The organism is Helicobacter zhangjianzhongii, from assembly GCF_030249855.1.
Lineage (GTDB): Bacteria > Campylobacterota > Campylobacteria > Campylobacterales > Helicobacteraceae > Helicobacter_B > Helicobacter_B zhangjianzhongii.
Genome location: NZ_JANURN010000001.1, coordinates 185,190 through 200,959 on the forward strand (window position 1 = coordinate 185,190; position 15,770 = coordinate 200,959).

At 47.1% G+C, this 15,770-nt stretch carries 17 protein-coding genes; 8 read left to right on the plus strand and 9 right to left on the minus strand.

Features of this window, described 5'->3' with window-relative positions; all coding sequences use genetic code 11:
* Positions 1–2: 2 nt before the first annotated feature.
* Positions 3–953, plus strand: a complete 951-nt coding sequence (locus NYG90_RS00850) for a DMT family transporter (protein WP_285264552.1) — start codon at positions 3–5, stop codon at positions 951–953.
* Here the strand turns inward: NYG90_RS00850 and NYG90_RS00855 are convergent.
* The 6 genes from NYG90_RS00855 to rpoD all read right to left on the minus strand — a co-directional run bounded on the left by NYG90_RS00855 (position 950) and on the right by rpoD (position 6,713).
* On the minus strand, positions 950–1,504 hold the full coding sequence (locus tag NYG90_RS00855; RefSeq protein WP_285256289.1) for a hypothetical protein: 555 nt from the start codon (positions 1,502–1,504) through the stop codon (positions 950–952). The two genes, NYG90_RS00850 and NYG90_RS00855, sit on opposite strands and share 4 nt — an antisense overlap.
* Before the next feature lie 164 nt (positions 1,505–1,668).
* On the minus strand, positions 1,669–2,784 hold the full coding sequence (locus NYG90_RS00860; RefSeq protein ID WP_285256290.1) for an alpha-1,2-fucosyltransferase: 1,116 nt from the start codon (positions 2,782–2,784) through the stop codon (positions 1,669–1,671).
* Between the two features lie 73 nt (positions 2,785–2,857).
* The gene (locus tag NYG90_RS00865; protein WP_285256291.1) at positions 2,858–3,037 is read right to left on the minus strand and encodes a hypothetical protein; all 180 of its coding nucleotides are present in this window, start codon (positions 3,035–3,037) and stop codon (positions 2,858–2,860) included.
* Complete coding sequence (locus NYG90_RS00870; protein WP_285264553.1) at positions 3,034–4,608, minus strand: hypothetical protein; 1,575 nt, start codon at positions 4,606–4,608, stop codon at positions 3,034–3,036. Before NYG90_RS00870 ends, NYG90_RS00865 begins: the two co-directional genes overlap by 4 nt.
* Positions 4,609–4,681: 73 nt before the next feature.
* Positions 4,682–4,849 (minus strand): hypothetical protein, encoded by a 168-nt coding sequence (locus tag NYG90_RS00875; RefSeq protein ID WP_285264554.1) that lies wholly within the window; start codon positions 4,847–4,849, stop codon positions 4,682–4,684.
* A gap of 1 nt (position 4,850) precedes the next feature.
* Entirely contained in the window at positions 4,851–6,713 is a 1,863-nt protein-coding gene (rpoD, locus tag NYG90_RS00880) for an RNA polymerase sigma factor RpoD (protein ID WP_115011054.1), read from the minus strand.
* 137 nt (positions 6,714–6,850) lie between these two features.
* Between rpoD and msrA the strand changes: the two genes are divergently transcribed.
* Positions 6,851–7,357, plus strand: a complete 507-nt coding sequence (gene msrA / locus NYG90_RS00885; protein ID WP_285256293.1) for a peptide-methionine (S)-S-oxide reductase MsrA — start codon at positions 6,851–6,853, stop codon at positions 7,355–7,357.
* Between the two features lie 161 nt (positions 7,358–7,518).
* Here the strand turns inward: msrA and glnA are convergent, their stop codons facing one another.
* Positions 7,519–8,970, minus strand: coding sequence for a type I glutamate--ammonia ligase (gene glnA, locus NYG90_RS00890; protein WP_285256294.1), 1,452 nt, complete (start codon positions 8,968–8,970; stop codon positions 7,519–7,521).
* 222 nt (positions 8,971–9,192) lie between these two features.
* Entirely contained in the window at positions 9,193–10,956 is a 1,764-nt protein-coding gene (locus NYG90_RS00895; protein ID WP_285264555.1) for a vWA domain-containing protein, read from the minus strand.
* Here NYG90_RS00895 and NYG90_RS00900 point away from each other — a divergent pair.
* Both NYG90_RS00900 and NYG90_RS00905 read left to right on the plus strand, forming a co-directional pair.
* Positions 10,940–11,161, plus strand: coding sequence for a hypothetical protein (locus tag NYG90_RS00900; RefSeq protein ID WP_285264556.1), 222 nt, complete (start codon positions 10,940–10,942; stop codon positions 11,159–11,161). The two genes, NYG90_RS00895 and NYG90_RS00900, sit on opposite strands and share 17 nt — an antisense overlap.
* A 24-nt stretch (positions 11,162–11,185) precedes the next feature.
* Positions 11,186–11,347, plus strand: a complete 162-nt coding sequence (locus tag NYG90_RS00905; protein ID WP_285264557.1) for a hypothetical protein — start codon at positions 11,186–11,188, stop codon at positions 11,345–11,347.
* Between the two features lie 19 nt (positions 11,348–11,366).
* Here the strand turns inward: NYG90_RS00905 and NYG90_RS00910 are convergent, their stop codons facing one another.
* The gene (locus NYG90_RS00910) at positions 11,367–12,971 is read right to left on the minus strand and encodes an anaerobic C4-dicarboxylate transporter (RefSeq protein ID WP_285264558.1); all 1,605 of its coding nucleotides are present in this window, start codon (positions 12,969–12,971) and stop codon (positions 11,367–11,369) included.
* Positions 12,972–13,168: 197 nt separating this feature from the next.
* Here NYG90_RS00910 and NYG90_RS00915 point away from each other — a divergent pair, with 197 nt between their 5' ends.
* The 4 genes from NYG90_RS00915 to NYG90_RS00930 all read left to right on the plus strand — a co-directional run bounded on the left by NYG90_RS00915 (position 13,169) and on the right by NYG90_RS00930 (position 15,766).
* Entirely contained in the window at positions 13,169–13,909 is a 741-nt protein-coding gene (locus NYG90_RS00915; RefSeq protein ID WP_285256298.1) for a cytochrome c biogenesis protein CcdA, read from the plus strand.
* Positions 13,910–13,924: 15 nt separating this feature from the next.
* On the plus strand, positions 13,925–15,181 hold the full coding sequence (locus NYG90_RS00920; RefSeq protein ID WP_285256299.1) for an amidohydrolase family protein: 1,257 nt from the start codon (positions 13,925–13,927) through the stop codon (positions 15,179–15,181).
* A 107-nt stretch (positions 15,182–15,288) separates the two neighbouring features.
* Positions 15,289–15,615, plus strand: coding sequence for a histidine triad nucleotide-binding protein (locus tag NYG90_RS00925; protein ID WP_285264559.1), 327 nt, complete (start codon positions 15,289–15,291; stop codon positions 15,613–15,615).
* 19 nt (positions 15,616–15,634) lie between these two features.
* Positions 15,635–15,766 (plus strand): hypothetical protein, encoded by a 132-nt coding sequence (locus NYG90_RS00930; RefSeq protein ID WP_258552173.1) that lies wholly within the window; start codon positions 15,635–15,637, stop codon positions 15,764–15,766.
* Positions 15,767–15,770: the final 4 nt, after the last annotated feature.

The following is a 15,770-nucleotide window of genomic DNA, read 5'->3' on the forward strand; positions in this document are numbered from 1 at the left end:
CTATGCGCATCTTGCTTGTGCTAGCGATGATGGGCTGGGGGCTTGTGTGGCCCCTATCAAAAATGCTGCTTGAGTTTGGCTCGCCAGCGCAAATTGCTAGCCTGCGCTATTTGCTTGTGCTTGTGTGCTTTGTGCCGCTTATGTGGCTGTGGAAAATCCCCTTTGCAGTCCCAAGGGCTGTGCTACTCCCCACGCTTATCACAGGTGTGCTAAACGCGCTTTACTCTTATCTAATGTATGCAGGTATGCCCTATGGGGATTCTGGGAATGCAGGGGTGATCACTGAAGTGCTATCTCCCATTATCGCGGCGTTTTTGTGGAGCGTGTATAAGAGAGAGTCGCTCTCCAAATCAGCCAAAATCGGGCTTATGCTAGGGCTTTTGGCAGGGGCATTTTTGGTCGATGTGTTTGGGAGCTGGCGGTCGATGTTTAGCGCGTTTTATGTCATTTATGTGCTAGCTTCGCTGGATTGGGCGGCTCTTATGATCAGCTCGCGGCTCGCCACAGAAAAGATCAATGCCATAGCACTCAATTTTTACACAAGTGTGATGACTTTTGTGCTGCTTTGCCCTGCGTTATTTGCGGATTCTAGCGGATTGGGTGGGGATTTTGGGAGTGGGGTAGTTATTGAGAGTGGGGTAGTTATTGAGAGTGGGGTAGTTATTGAGAGTGGGGCGTTTATCACAAGTCTTTGGGATAAGCCTTTGGTATTTTTCGCTCTGCTTGTGGTAGCGGCGGTGTTTTGCACGGTGTTTGCTACGACAATTTTCTATAAAGCTCTGTTTGTGCTAGGGGTGGTGGAGGGCGGGATCTACGCGCTTTTGGCACCGGTGTTTGCACTAGGCTTTGCGTATTTACTGCTAGATGAGGTGCCAAGGTGGCATACGATTGTAGGGGGGGTGCTGGCGGTGGGGAGTATATATATCATCAATATCCTAGGCAAAAAACATTAACTTTGGGGATTCGGCTTTGCGCGATAAAGCAGGGAGTTTGTGGCTCGCTTTGTCGATAGACCACAAGTCTTATCTCCTCGCTCGCCACTGCACAACCCTGCTTTTTCATCGCAAATCCTAGAATCCACTTTTGTTTGGGTTGGCTTTTCTAAAGAAACATCGGCTTGCGCCGAGCGGTGTCCCTTGTTTTCTAAAGAAACTGCGGCTACGCCTTGTTTTCTCATCAAAAATCCTGCCGCCTGCAGTGCGTGTGATGATTCTATCTCCAAAATCTTAGAATCGCTGGGGTGTTGGTGGTGGGGATTCGGCTTTGGGTGAGCAATGCGATTGATTACGCGATTTTTTGGGCAACCGCAGACCTCTAGTCTAGCTCTACCCAAAAAATCGCGTAAAACAACCACAGCCCCACCACAAAGCGAAGCTTCTTTAGAAATCCTAGAATCCACTTTTTCTAAAGAAACTGCGTTTTGACTCTCGGCGTTTCTTCTGTCATTGCGAGACACTGCGCTAGCAGTGGCGTGGCAATCCACTGCATTTGCACTAGAATCCACTTTTCAAAAATGGATCTAGGCTATGGATCGCCACGCGAGCAAAGCTCGCTCGCGATGACAGAAATGGGCAGTGCCAGCTCGCGATGAAGGAGAGAGTTTCATCGGCTCGCGATGACAGGAAAATCGGCTTTCAAAAATCGCCGTTGTGAAAAAGTGGATTCTAGCTAGTGCAGCACATCGCCCCAGATCACATCAAGCGTGATCCAAGACTCTGGGTAGCATAGGGGATTATCACCGCGCCAAGTGTATTGGGCTGGGCGGATCACAAGCTTTGCGGGATTATCGATCAAATACGCACCCCAGAAGCTAAAGGTGGAGTTTGCGATGATGGCGTTTTGACACGCTGCCATAGCCATAAGATCGCTGATCGCATCGCCTTGATCATTATTGCCGATGAAGTGTAGCTCTGCACCCTTAAGCGACCCTAGTCTTGCATAAAGCTCACTTTTGCACCACTCCAAATCATCGCTAAAGATGAAAAAGCTTGGGGATTTGAGCTTTTTGCGCATAAGGGCTATGGCAGTGTCATAATACGCGCTGCCTAGCTTGACATACTCCCAATTCTCTTGTGCTAGGTAGTCGCCCCTGCGGATATGGAGAAAGACAGAGTCGCTAGTGGATCGTATCTGCTCTTGCAAGGCTTTGGCACTAGGGCTTAAGCATTTTGGGGTAAATTCTTGGCGCAAGATAGATTCTATCTCGGCAAAATACACTGCATTAGCGAAAAAGCCTTCAAAGTAGGCGTTGCGCGAGAATGGATAGCGTGCTTGGAAGAGTCTTGCTAGCTTTGGAGAGTCGCGCGTGGTGTAGAGCCTGCGGAGCAAGCGCACGGGCTTGCTATTAGGCGGGAGGATCTTGCGCAAGGCTTTGGCACAGAGTGCTTGGCAATATATTTGTGTGCTTATGTCTGCTTGAGAGTCCTGTGCTGGTGAAAAATGGCGGAGGATAGGCAGTGTAATGCGAAACTTTGCAAGCTCTAGATCGCGGATAGTGCTTGCGTGGTGATCTAGAGCTTTAGGGCTAGAATCCACTTTTGTAAAAGCGGATTCTAGGGAAGTATCTGCACGGAAAGATTTTTCTTTAGTATTGTCATTTTGGGATTCTGGGATTAGTGTCTTTGTTTGTGTGGATTGCCACGCCACTGCTTGCGCAGTGTCTCGCAATGACAGAAAATGAGCGTTGCTCTTAGAATCGGGGCTTTGTGTAAAAGTGGATTCTAGTGCAAAGTCGCTCGCGGTGGGATTTGGGTGATAAAAATGGTGTTTTGCAAGCGCGTGCAAGGGCGCATACTTGGCGTATGTAACTGCAGCACGCGCGCCGCAATCGCCATTTTTAGCCCCAAAGCCTACGCGCCTAAGTTGTTGCCCCCCCCCTTATGAGATTTTGCCCACCTTTAGCACGCAAGGTTTTTAGCGTTACATAGCTAAAGCTCGCATCTAAGCCTACGCTAAACCCCCTATGCGCCAAAGCGCGTGCAAAGGCGTATTGAAATAGCTGATTGCCCAGACCGCCTTGTAGCTTTACTAGTATCATTCTTGCTCCTTGTGATTTGTGGCATTATAGCAAAGCCCTAGTGATTCTAAGATCTTTGCTCTTGCTTGTGGGTAGGCTTCTAGCAGAGCGCGGAGTTGATCGTAGTTGCGATTTTGCTCGCAGTTTATCTCCCAGAGATTTGGGCTCTCATAGATGGCTATGCTAGATTCTTTAGGGTGCTCTAGCGCGTTTTTCACAAGCACCTTTGGCACATCATTTAGCACACTCATCACAAAAAACCACAAATCATCGTTATAAGGCGCGAGCGATACAATAGCTTGCGTGTTGAAAAACTCTTGGCTAAAGGGGCTTGGCGGGTAAAGCACGCCAGAGACGCCCACACTTGCTAGGGCTAGGTGTGGAGAGTCTTGCGCGATGATCGCGCAGTATGCAGCAGAATCTAGATCCAAAATATCTGCCATATACGCGCCATCATAGGCTAGGTGCGTGTGGATCGCGCTCGGGAATTTCTTGTAAGATTCTAGTAGGAGGCTTATGGTATTTGGGGCGTAGATTTGGTCGTCATCGATGGTGATGATGATATGCTCTGGGTAGGCTTGCAGGGCGTAGAAGAGCTTTTTATACGCGCGCAGATTTTCTTCTACGAAGTGGATACTAAGCAGCCCGAGCCTTGCAAAAATCTTTAAGATAAGCGGGAGCTTGCTTGGAGCTATCTCGCTAGAGCTAAGAAACAAGGCTATATGGAAGTCTTTGTAGTCTTGGGTGAGGATAGAGTAGAGCGTGTGGTGGAGATAGGGGAGGCGGGCGGGGAAGGAGGTTAGGCTCACTAGCACGGGCGGGGTTTGGGGTGTTGGCTTTTGCGCTTGTGGCGATTCAGTCTTGGGTGAGCGATTCGACAAGATTGGGTCAATTTGTGGGTAGTCATTACCGCTAAGGTAACTCCCACCCCCACATTGACCCAAAGCTTGCAAAGCCCCACCGCAATGCTTGGAATCGTATTGAGCGTGGGTATTTTCAAAAGTGGATTCTAGGCACTTTTGGGCGTTGTTATTAGAATCTAAATTCTTGTCATCGCGAGCTTTGCTGTGCAAGGCGTGGCAATTCATAGAATCCACTTGATGAGATACTTCGCTGCTATGATAAGGGACTAGATTGGTATGACTAGAATCCACTTTTGAAAAAATGGATTCTAGGCTATGGATCGCCACGCTCGTTTCACTCGCTCGCGATGACAGAAATTGGGCAGTGTCGGCTCGCGATGACAGAGGGTTGGCTTGTGGTTTGGATTTGCTAGAATCCGCTTTTTTCTCGCCCATTGTCTCTCGCGGCAGTATTTTGGAGATAGAATCTGGGCTTTGCGTAAAAGTGGATTCTAGTGCAAAGTCGCTCGCGGTGGGATTTGGCTGCTTTCTAATCTCGCTTTGGGATTCTAGGGCTTGGGCGGCGTGTGGATTGCCACGCGAATTTTCAATCCGCTCGCAATGACGATGAAAAGTGGATTCTAGGATTGTAGAGATAGAATCGGAGCTTTGTGAAAACGAGGATTCTAGTGTAAAGTCTCTCGCGGCAGGATTTGGGTGATAAAAATGGTGTTTTGCAAGCGCGTGCAAGGGCGCATACTTGGCGTATGTAACTGCAGCGCGCGCGCCGCAATCGCCATTTTTAGCCCCAAAGCCTACGCGCCTAAGTTGTTGTCGCCCCCCCCCCTACTAGAATCCTCCCCACAACAAACCGCACAATAGATACATTCCTTTTCCCACGCGCATAAGCAAAGCCTAGATGTGTGATAGTCTTTTGCGAAAGCCCAAGCGCGAGCAAAAGCCGCTTAATGCTAGATTTTATGGGGTGCATTTTACTCTTCTATGTAGTTTTTGAGCTTTCTGCCCACTTTTGGGTGTTTAAGCTTTTTGATAGCACTTGATTCTATCTGGCGCACGCGCTCACGCGTTACATTCAGCTCTTTACCAATCTCTTCTAGCGTGCGATCGCTCTCATCTTCTAGCAGCCCAAAGCGCATTTTAATGACAGACTGCTCCCTTTCATTGAGCTGGGATAGCACTTCATCGATCTGGGCGCGTAGGTCTTCTTTCAAAATATGGTCCATAGCACTTGGCGTGGTTTTGTCCTCGACAAAATCCCCAAACTTCCCATCATCATCGCTACCGATAGGGGCTTCTAGGCTTACAGGCTCTTTGGTGATTTTGATGACATTTTTGACTTTATCCACGCTTAGCCCCACTTCTTCTGCGATGACTTCGACATCTGGCTCTTTGCCTGTCTCTTGCAGGTGCTTGCGGATAATTTTGTGGATCCTATTGATCGTCTCTATCATATGGATCGGGATTCGTATCGTGCGAGCTTGATCGGCAATGGCGCGAGAGATTGCCTGACGGATCCACCAAGTCGCATAAGTGGAGAATTTAAAGCCCTTTTCATATTCAAATTTATCCACCGCTTTCATCAGCCCGATATTGCCCTCTTGGATAAGGTCTAAAAATGGCAATCCACGATTGGTATATCGCTTGGCGATACTCACTACTAGGCGGAGATTGGACTTTGCCATTTTGGTCTTGGCTTTGTCAGAAATCGACTTGCCGCGCTTGATTTGCTCTAAAATTTCTTTAAGCTTTTCTGGGTCGATATTGAAGCTACTCTCGCTTGCTTCTTTGGTTTGAAAGAGCTTTTTAAGCTCCATATACACGCTTACCATAGTCGCTTCTGGCACAGCTTGGATAATCTCATCACGGCTCATATTGGTGATATTGCTAAGGATTTTTTGGTGGTTTTGGACCAAAGTGTCATTAAAAAGCGGGAGCTTGTATTCTAGCCGTGCTAGCTCGCGCTCAAAGCCATCGCCGTTTTTTAGGCTATTTTCCATAGCTTTGACGATTTCGTTGATGAGCTTGCTCGTAGGTCCTAGGTCAAGGAGCTTGGACTTTAGCACCTCTTTTTTATGCGCAAGCGTTAGGATAAACACAAGCTCTTCTATCTCGCTATCAAATGTCGTATCAGCGTGGGATTCTAGCACTTTGAGCCAATCTTTTTTGGCTTTTTCAAGGGCTTTGAAGCTCTCTAGCACTCTATCAATGCGCTTTTGGTCTTTTTTAGAAATGGGGCGTTTTCCCTCTTCGCTCTCTTCCTCGCTCTCCTCTTCATCATCATAGTTTTCTGCATCGCTATCGCCACCTTCTTCATCAAAGCTTTTAAAAAGCTCTTTGACACGGCGTTCGCGATTGATTAGGGCATCTTTATAATCATAAATAAAATCAATGAGATAAGGCACAGAGCAAATCGCATCAAGGATAATATTTTCGCCAAATTCTATCTGCTTGCTTAGCTCTACTTCTTCTTCCTTGGTGAGCAGGTCGATCTGCCCCATTTCGCGTAGATACATACGCACAGGGCTATCGCTCCTGCTCCATTCAAGCAGCTCGCGCTCTTTCATAAAGTCAAATTCTTCTTCAAGCTCTTCATCTAAGATTTTCTTGCGCTCTTCTTCTAGCTTGATTTTGTCTTGGGTGTTGAGTGTTTTGGCAAGCTCTGATGAGCTTACAAGCTCGCATTTATGCTTTTTAGCAAGCTCTAGGATCTTTTTTGCTTGCGCGGCTGTGGGGGGCTTTTTTAGGATTTGCGCGATGGTCTCGTGCGCGATCATCTTTTGCTCTGTGGTGGCAAAAAGCTCTTCTAATTGCTGGTTGATTGTCTTTGCGGACATTGGGTGCCTTTGTGTGGATCTAAGCCAAGTGGGCTTGCAGGGGTTAAGACTTATGGAACTATCGGCTGGTAAAAGAAATTTTAAAGCGCGGATTCTATAATATTTTATCTTTTGTAAAGATAAATGTAGGAGTGCTTATGCGCAAGATTTATCTCGCTGGCGGGTGTTTCTGGGGGATACAGGGGTATTTTACTCGTGTGGCTGGCGTGCTAGAATCCAGTGTAGGCTATGCTAATTCACGCATAGCAAATCCTAGCTATGAGCTTGTGTGCTCTGGGATAAGTGGCGCGGTAGAGGCATTGGAGCTTGTCTATGATGAGAAGCGTTTGGGGCTTAGTGAGATTGTCGATAGGCTGCTATCTATCATCGATCCTAGTGCGCTAAACTATCAGGCAAACGACATTGGCACGCAATACCGCAATGGTGTGTATTATCTGCAAGAATATAGCAGCGATGAAGCTGTGATCAAAGAGCGCATTCACGCGTGGGAGCAACGCAGTGGGCGCAAGGCGGTTACAGAGATCTTGCCATTGCAAAATTTCTATCTAGCAGAATCCTACCACCAAAACTACTTGCAGGCTAATCCCCACGGCTACTGCCATATTGATATAGAAGCTGCCTTAAGGCTATGGGAGCGTAAGTAGATCTGCGTGTATGGATCGCCGCAGGCACGCTAATAATAAGCGATATATCAAAAGTGGATTCTAGGTTTATCGTAGATTTGACATTTTAAGATTGTGGGCTTGGCTTATGTGCTAGTGGATAAAGTCGCTGGGGCATATCGCTGCCCCTACTTATAGAGCTTCTAGCAGCTATAAGTTGTCAAAAACTCAAATGGATGTGGGCGGGCTTCCCAGGGCCAGATTTCTGTCTCAAACTTATAGGCTTTATAAGTTTGGATAAACTCTTCGCTAAACACCCCCCCCTCTTTCAAATACGCCTTATCCACAAGCATTTCTTCAATAGCGTGGCGCAGCGTGTGGGGCAGCTGCTTAATGCCCTTTTCTCTAATCTCATCTAATGTTAGCTCAAAGAGATTGATCTCCATTGGCTTACCCGGATCAATTTTATTCCTAATCCCATCAATCCCCGCGAGTAGCAAGCTTGCAAAGGCTAGGTAAGGGTTTGCCGAGCTATCGGGGAAGCGAAACTCCATTCTTTTAGCTTTCTCGCCGCTGTTGTAAGGGATCCTAATGCTAGCAGAGCGATTTTGTGCAGAGTAGGTCAAAATACTTGGAGCTTCAAAGCCCGGGATCAAGCGTTTGTAGGAGTTGGTGCTAGGATTTGTGAAAGCGGCTAATGCCCTTGCGTGCTTTAGCACACCACCTAGAAAGTGGAGTGCCATATCGCTTAAGCCTTGATAAGCATCGCCGGCAAAGAGATTTCTGCCATCTTTCCAAATGCTTATATGCACATGCATTCCGCTGCCATTATCGCCATACAAAGGCTTTGGCATAAATGTCGCGGTTTTGCCATTTAAATGCGCGACCATTTTGACGACATATTTGAGCTTTTGGACATTATCTGCTGCTTCTAGCATATCGCCAAATTTCACGCCAATCTCGCCCTGCCCCTGTGCCACTTCGTGATGCACCACAAAGGTCTCTAGCCCCACTTGATTGAGCACCTTTACCATTTCTGCACGCAAATCCACCATAGAATCCACCGGAGCCACAGGGAAGTAGCCGCCCTTGGTGCCGGGGCGATGCCCGATATTGACACCTTCAAACTCTTTGGCGCGATTCCACTCGCCCTCTTCGGAATCTATCTCATAGTATTGACAATTCACCGCATCTTTTATCTTAATAGAATCAAAGACAAAAAACTCATTCTCCGGTCCATAGTAAGCCACATCGCCAATCCCACTCTCTTGTAAAAACTTCATCGCCCTTTTTACGATAGATCGTGGGCATTTTTCATAGGGCTCGTTTTTATAAATATCCCAAATATCGCAAAACACCACCGCTGTGGTATCAGCCGTAAAAGGATCGATGAAGTAGCGCACGGGATCAGGGATTAGCATCATATCTGATTTATCCACACTCTGCCACGCAGGGATCGAGCTACCATCAAAGGGCAGCCCTTGGAAGCTGCTTTCATCAATCGCAGAGCGTGAAAAGCTCACATGATGCCACACGCCCTTAATATCACTAAATCGAAAGTCGATAAACTCCACTTCATTATCATCGCAGAATCTAAAAAACTCCGCCACCGCTGCTTTATCCACTGCTACTTTATCAATGTCTGCTGCTGCCATTATCGCTCCTTGCTTGGTATTGTGATAGATTGCGTAAAATAAAGTCAAAAACAAAGTCGCAGTATAGCAAAACTAAGTAAAAGCTAGAATCCAGCCTATCTGCCTAGCCTGCAGATTTTATGGCTTTGGCGATAATAAAGCTAGAATCTAACGCTTAATATAATCTCACTAGCTATCGTGTGAATTGTGTCGCGCCAAATCCAGCTTTAACTACCTTGAAATCTATTTTCCTTTCGCAAGATTAGCAAGGCGGCTTGCCTTTGCCACTAGCCCTAGGAACTCTTGCTTATAGCTATCATCGCATACACCCTGCTGACTTAAAGTATCAAGGATTGTTTGATAGCCGTTTCTGCTCTGCGCGCTATTTTTGCTATCTATACCCCTAAAGCTAGAATCCACAAACTTAGAGTCCATAAGCAGCAGTCCAAACCCAGCCACACTCTGGGCGAAGCGCATATCTGCACTAGGTGTAGCCAAAATCGCGCTAGAATCTAGTGCTTGCTCGATAAGCTTGCTGCTCTCATCATTGCGCGCTTTGTTGGCAGGCTCTTTGTGGCGGATTTTGACATTGAGCCACTCAGCACTTCCTGCGCTATTTGCTTGGCTTGGTGATTGTGTCTTGGTGGTTTGGGCGTATTTGAGCGGATCGATGATGCCTTTTGCATCTGGGGCGAGCTTGGCATTATTAAGAGTAGCTAGGCTAGATTCTACCCCCACAGGGACAATCTCATAAAGCGCGGTAACGCGATGCGAGCTTCCCATCTCGCCTGCGTCCTTGCTATCATCGTTGAAATCTTCATCATTTAGCACTCGCTTTTCATAGCCGATAAGTCGATAAGCAGCGACTTTAGCAGGGTTAAACTCCACTTGGATTTTCACATCTTTTGCCACGGTGATGAGCGTAGCACCCACTTGCTCTACTAGGTGCTTCTTGGCTTCAAGGAGTGTGTCGATATAGCCGTAGTTGCCATTGCCAAAGTCAGCGAGCTTTTGGAGCATAGAGTCTTTGTAGTTCCCCATACCATAGCCAAATACCGAGAGATAGATCCCGCTTTGCGCCTTTTGCTTGATGAGCTTTAGTAGCTCGCTCTCACTTGTGATACCCACATTGAAATCCCCATCAGTAGCTAGGATCACGCGATTATATCCGCTCTGGATAAAATGCTTTTGCGCAAGCTCATAAGCGTCCTCTATCCCAGCACTTCCGTGTGTGCTGCCACCTGCACTAAGCGAGTCGATAGCTTTTAGGATCTTTTTCTTATCATTAGTGGGCTTTAGCGCGATTGTAGAGCTTCCAGCGTAGGTAACAATCCCCACAGAATCTTTGGAGCTTAGATTCTCTACTAGGAGTTTTAGGGACTTTTGCACAAGCCCTAGTCGATTCTCACCCGCCATAGAGCCAGAAGTATCGATAAGGAAGACAAGATTAAATGGCTTGCGTTTATCCCAGTCAATCGCCTTTGCCTGTAAGCCTATGCGTGCGATTTTGTGCGCAGGATTCCACAGGGCGGGTGCGAGCTCTAAGTTTATGGAGATTGGCTCATCGCCCTTTGGTGCTTGATAGCTGTAGGAAAAGCTATTAAGCAGCTCCTCTATACGCACCATATCAGGGCTAGGCAGTCTGCCAGACTCTATGACTTTGCGCACAATCGCGTAGGAAGCAGTATCGACATCAGAGCTAAAGGTAGAGAGTGGGTTGTTTGCTACAAGCTTGAAAGAGTTTTCATCTTTTTGCGCAAAAGAATCGGTGGATTCTGCCATTTCTCTGCGGTTTGGCGCGCTGCGCATAGTGGGAGGAGCCACTTTGCCCATATCATAAGCCCTACTAATATTCGGTCTATGCGCACTCTCAAAGTGATGGGGCATATCGACCATATTGGGCATTCTCTCTTGCGAGCTCTTTTGTGGGGGCAAGCAGCTAAATATCCCAAGCCCCACTGCTACGAGTATGGCAAGGCTTGCTAGGATTTTGCTAAGGTTTTTCATTTTCTATCCTTGCGACTTGGATTTAGGTGGGAGTGCTTTTTATAACCTTATCCCTAGAATCCATTTTTTGTGCCTTGCTTTATGGATTGCTAAAGAAGCTGCGGCTTCGCCTTGCTTTGCCACGACTTGCTGCCACAAGTCTCGCAATGACAGAAAAGGCATTGCTAGTGAAAAATGGATTCTAGGGATAATGCCCAAAATGTAAGAACTTCGCAAAGGATTCTAGGATTTGGAGCTAGAATCCGCTTTTTACGCTTGTTTGCTTCAATACGATTCTAAGAATTGCGGTGGGGCTGTGGGAGCTTTGCGATTTTTGGGGAAGGTTAGCGACCTTAGCGGTCGTGCCTTTCACAAAAATCGTAATACTGCCGCATTGCTCACCCAAAGCTGAATCGTAAAAAACTACAAAACTAAATATACCCTGCCACCATAGCCACCAGCACATACCCAATGCAGCACGAACTAAACACCCCAATAAGCCCGGGCAAGATAAAGCTATGGTTGATGACAAATTTGCCAATATGTGTCGTCCCGCTTCTGTCAAACTGAATTGTCGCTAGATCGCTTGGGTAAGTTGGCAAAATATAGTAGCCATAGCACGCTGCGGCAAATGCCACGATGATCCCGGGCTCTACACCAATACTTAGGGCGATTGGCACAAATGCTGCAAGAGCTGCGGCTTGGGAATTAACAAATTTTGAAATAAGCAGCAGCATAATGGCATAAGTCCAAGGATGCGCTTTAACAATATCGCCTAAAGCTGATTTCATCATCGGCGTATGCACAGCAAACATTGTATCCGCCATCCACGAGATCCCAAACACCGCCACAAGCGCGATCATACCGGATTTGAAAATCTCATTGCTACCGATTTTTTTAGGATCAACTTTGGTGAAAATAATGATAAGCGAGCCAGCTAGGAGCATAAACATTTGGATAATATGCACCATAGAGATTTTGTCCATATCTGGGTTGCCAAGCTTATCAGCTTTATAGACTTTCTCTACCTTGCCTTCTTCTACTTTGCCTAGCTTATCGGCTTTGACCGCCTTATCAAGCCCGATTTTCTCTCCCGGATTATCCACATCAGCGATTTTGACATCTTTAAGCGTGAAGACGCCTTTATCGCCCTTTTCAGGCGTCCATTTTAGTGTCGTGCCAGACTCTAAAGTCGCTTTGTAGTCATACTTCTGCCCCCACGAAGGCTTGAGTGAGTCAAACGCCCCAATAAGTGCGACCACGCCAATCGCCCCTAGGAATATCCACATCGCTACCCAATCTTTCTTAGGAAGCTTTACGCCTAGCAAAGTTTTAGAATCGCCATAGACATATTGTTTAAATTCTGGGTCTTTGAGCTTTGCTTGAAACACTGGATCTTTGTCCAAATCTTTCCCCCTAAACCAGCTAAAAATCCCAATCATCAGCACGCCAAACAATGTGCTAGGGATAGTGATTTGCAGCAAGTTGATATAGCCATCAAATCCTGCTAGCTTATGATCTGCATTGAGAAGTAGCGCGGTTAGGCTCACTACCGCCACGGATACAGGTGAAGCCACAACCCCCATTTGCGAGCTGATAGACGCTGCTGCCATAGGTCGCTCTGGGCGGATATTGTTTTTGATCGCAATATCATAGATGATAGGCATAATCGTATAAACAACATGCCCTGTCCCGCACAGCATTGTAAGAAAGCAGGTAACAAATGGAGCAAGAATGGTTAGGAATTTTGGATTGCGGCGCAAGATCCGCTCTGCGATTTGGAGCATCACATCTAGCCCACCACTTGCTTGCAATGTCGCACTAGCTACAACAACCGCCAAAATCGTAAGCATTACATCAATGGCTGGCTTCCCGGGCTTAATGTCAAAGCCAAACACAAGCACAAAAATACCGATACCGCCAAGTAGCCCTAGTGTGATACCGCCCTTTTGCGCACCATAAAATAGACAAATAAGCACCACCAAAAGCTGAATGCTAAACTGCCACCCTTCACTAAGATTGACAAGAAAATCCATCAAAACCCCTTTTAAGTAAAATAACTCCTTTTACAGACGATATGTGCCATAGCGTTGCAAAATAGGCGGCGATTGTAGCAAAATTTATATAAAAATCGTTACAATGCGTGGCAATTCAGCAAGAATATGCGCGATATAAGATTATTGCAAGCATTGGATTTGGCATAGGCTCTTAAGGGTTTATAAAGGCGCGGAGTATGGAAGAAGTATTATTGCAGTGGTTTTATAGTGGCAAGCTTGGCGCGGTGTGGCTCGTGGCTTTTGTCGCTGGGCTGCTCTCCTTCCTCTCGCCTTGTATCCTCCCGCTTGTGCCGGCGTATATGTCCTATATCTCTGGAGTCGGGGTGGAAAAGCTGGATTCTAGTAAGATTACTCAAAGAAGCCTGCGTGTGGCGATTTTCTGGCGTGCGTGCTTGTTTGTGCTTGGGTTTTCGCTGGTGTTTGTGGGTATGGGGCTGGCATTTTCAAGCCTTGTCTCTGTGCTGCATTCACCCATCACAAACATAATCGCCGGGAGCATTGTGGTGATCTTTGGCGTGCATTTTTTGGGATTGTGGCGGTTTGTTTTGCTTGATAAAAGCGTGCATTATGACTTGAGGCTGCGCTATAAAGCCCTAGAGATTCTAGCCCCTTTTGTGCTGGGCATTAGCTTCGCACTTGGCTGGAGTCCTTGCACAGGGGCGATATTTGGGGCGATCACGCTGTTTGTAGGCACAGGTGGCTATGGCGTGGGATTGCTGATCGTGTATGCGTGCGGCTTGGCTATGCCATTTTTGCTCGTGGCAATAATGCTAGAAAAGGGCTTTTGCTTGCTTGCTAGGATCAAGCCCTTTACACGGTGGATTGAGCGTGTATCTGGGGGGATTTTGGTGGTGATGGGAGTGCTGATTATGAGTGGTGAGCTTGGTGCGCTTAGTGCGTGGCTTGTGAGTTACTAGAGCGAAGGAGAGATTATGCTGCTAAAAAATGGCGTGCTATGTGATGCACACAAAGAGTGTAAGGCGGATTTGCGCATTGATGAGGGGCGCGGGGTCATTTGTGAGATCGGTGATGATCTAGCCCCCATAGGCGCGGAATCTGTGCTTGAGTGCCGTGGCAAGGTGGTGTTGCCTGCTCTCATTGATATGGCATATCCTAAAAACCAAGTCCTTTCAAGTAAAAATCTAGAATCCCTAACGCAAAAGGCTCTGCGCGGTGGAGTAGGCAGCATACTGCTACGCCCAGAGACTACACCTAGGGTGGATAATGCAGCTGTTATTGAGCTTATCTCCTCGCTAGATTCTAGTCTAAGCGTGCATTTTCTCCCAAGCCTAGCCCCCACCCTAGAATCCTCGTTTGAATCCAAGCCCAAAATCGCAGAAATCGCCACACTCATCGCCTCTGGAGCTCGTGCGATCTATCTAGAATCTAGCGCGCAAAACATCGATGGCTATGCGCTCTACAAAATCGCCCAATACGCCCAAATGCTCCAAGTCCCTATCATCGCTAGCCCCCAAGAGCCTAGCCTAAGTGAAGGCGTGATGAATGAATCTCAAGTAAGCGCACAGCTAGGGCTACCAGCGATCCCGCCCCTAGCGCAAACTATGCAAGTAGCCAAGCTCTGTGAGCTAGCGCGATATAGCGGGACAAAGTGGGTGTTTGACACCATAAGCGAGGTAGAATCTATGCGGATTATTGCGTATTTCACGCAAATGGGCGCGCAAATCCTAGCGCAAACCTCCTTGCACCACTTGATTTTAAGCGATGAGCATTGCGCGGCGTTTGATACGAGATTTAAGCTTTTCCCTCCGCTTAAAGATCCTGCTACAAGAGAGGCTTTGCGTGCGCATTTGGATTCTAGCATTAGCCTGCTTACTTGCTTGCAAAGCGATAGCTACAAATCTAAAAAAGACCAAGTCTTTGAGTCTGCTAGCTTTGGGATAAATGCGCTAGAGCATTACTTCGCGCTTGGCTTTAGCTATCTTGTGAAGTCTGGGCTAATCACACTCTCGCGCTTTAGCGAGCTTACTTCATACGCACAAGCTAGGCTTCTCTCCCTGCCAAAAGGTGCGCTAGAAGTGGGGCTAGATGCGGATCTTATCATCGTGGATTTGCAAGAGAGCTTTTGTATCAATGATAGCTTTAGCCCCTATAATGGCGAGTTGCTCTCTGGCGTGATCAAGCAAGTCTTCATTAGTGGCAAGCTGCAATATCAGCACGAATCTAGCTAGATCATCTTGCCAAGCACAGCTTCCTAGATCCGCTTGCAATGTGCCATTAAGCCAAGTATTAACGCCCCTAACATATAATCCACCCCATCTATACCCAAGGAGTAGCGATGACAATCTTTAGCAAAATCGTGCGAGGCGAGCTTCCTTGCAAAAAAGTCTATGAAAATGATGAATTTTTGGCGTTTTATGACATCGCCCCAAAGGCAAAGGTGCATATCCTAGCGATCCCAAAGCAAGAGCTAAAGGATTTTAATGCCATTACCCTAGAGCTTATGGCGCGATTTAGCGCGTTTATTTTAGAGGTCGTAGAAGTGGCAGGGATCAAGCAGAGTGGCTATCGGCTTATCACCAATACAGGCGCACATAGTGGGCAGGAGGTGCCGCATTTGCATTTTCATATATTAGGCGGAGAGCCGTTAGGAGCGATAGTTTAGTGTGTAATGGATTGGGCTTTTGCTAGTAGGGATTCAGCTTTGGGTGAGCAATGCGGTTGATTGCGCTATTTTTGGGGCAGTCATTACCGCTCTAGGTAACTCCTACCCCAAAAATAGCGCAAAGCAGCCACAGCCCCACCGCAATTCCTAGAATC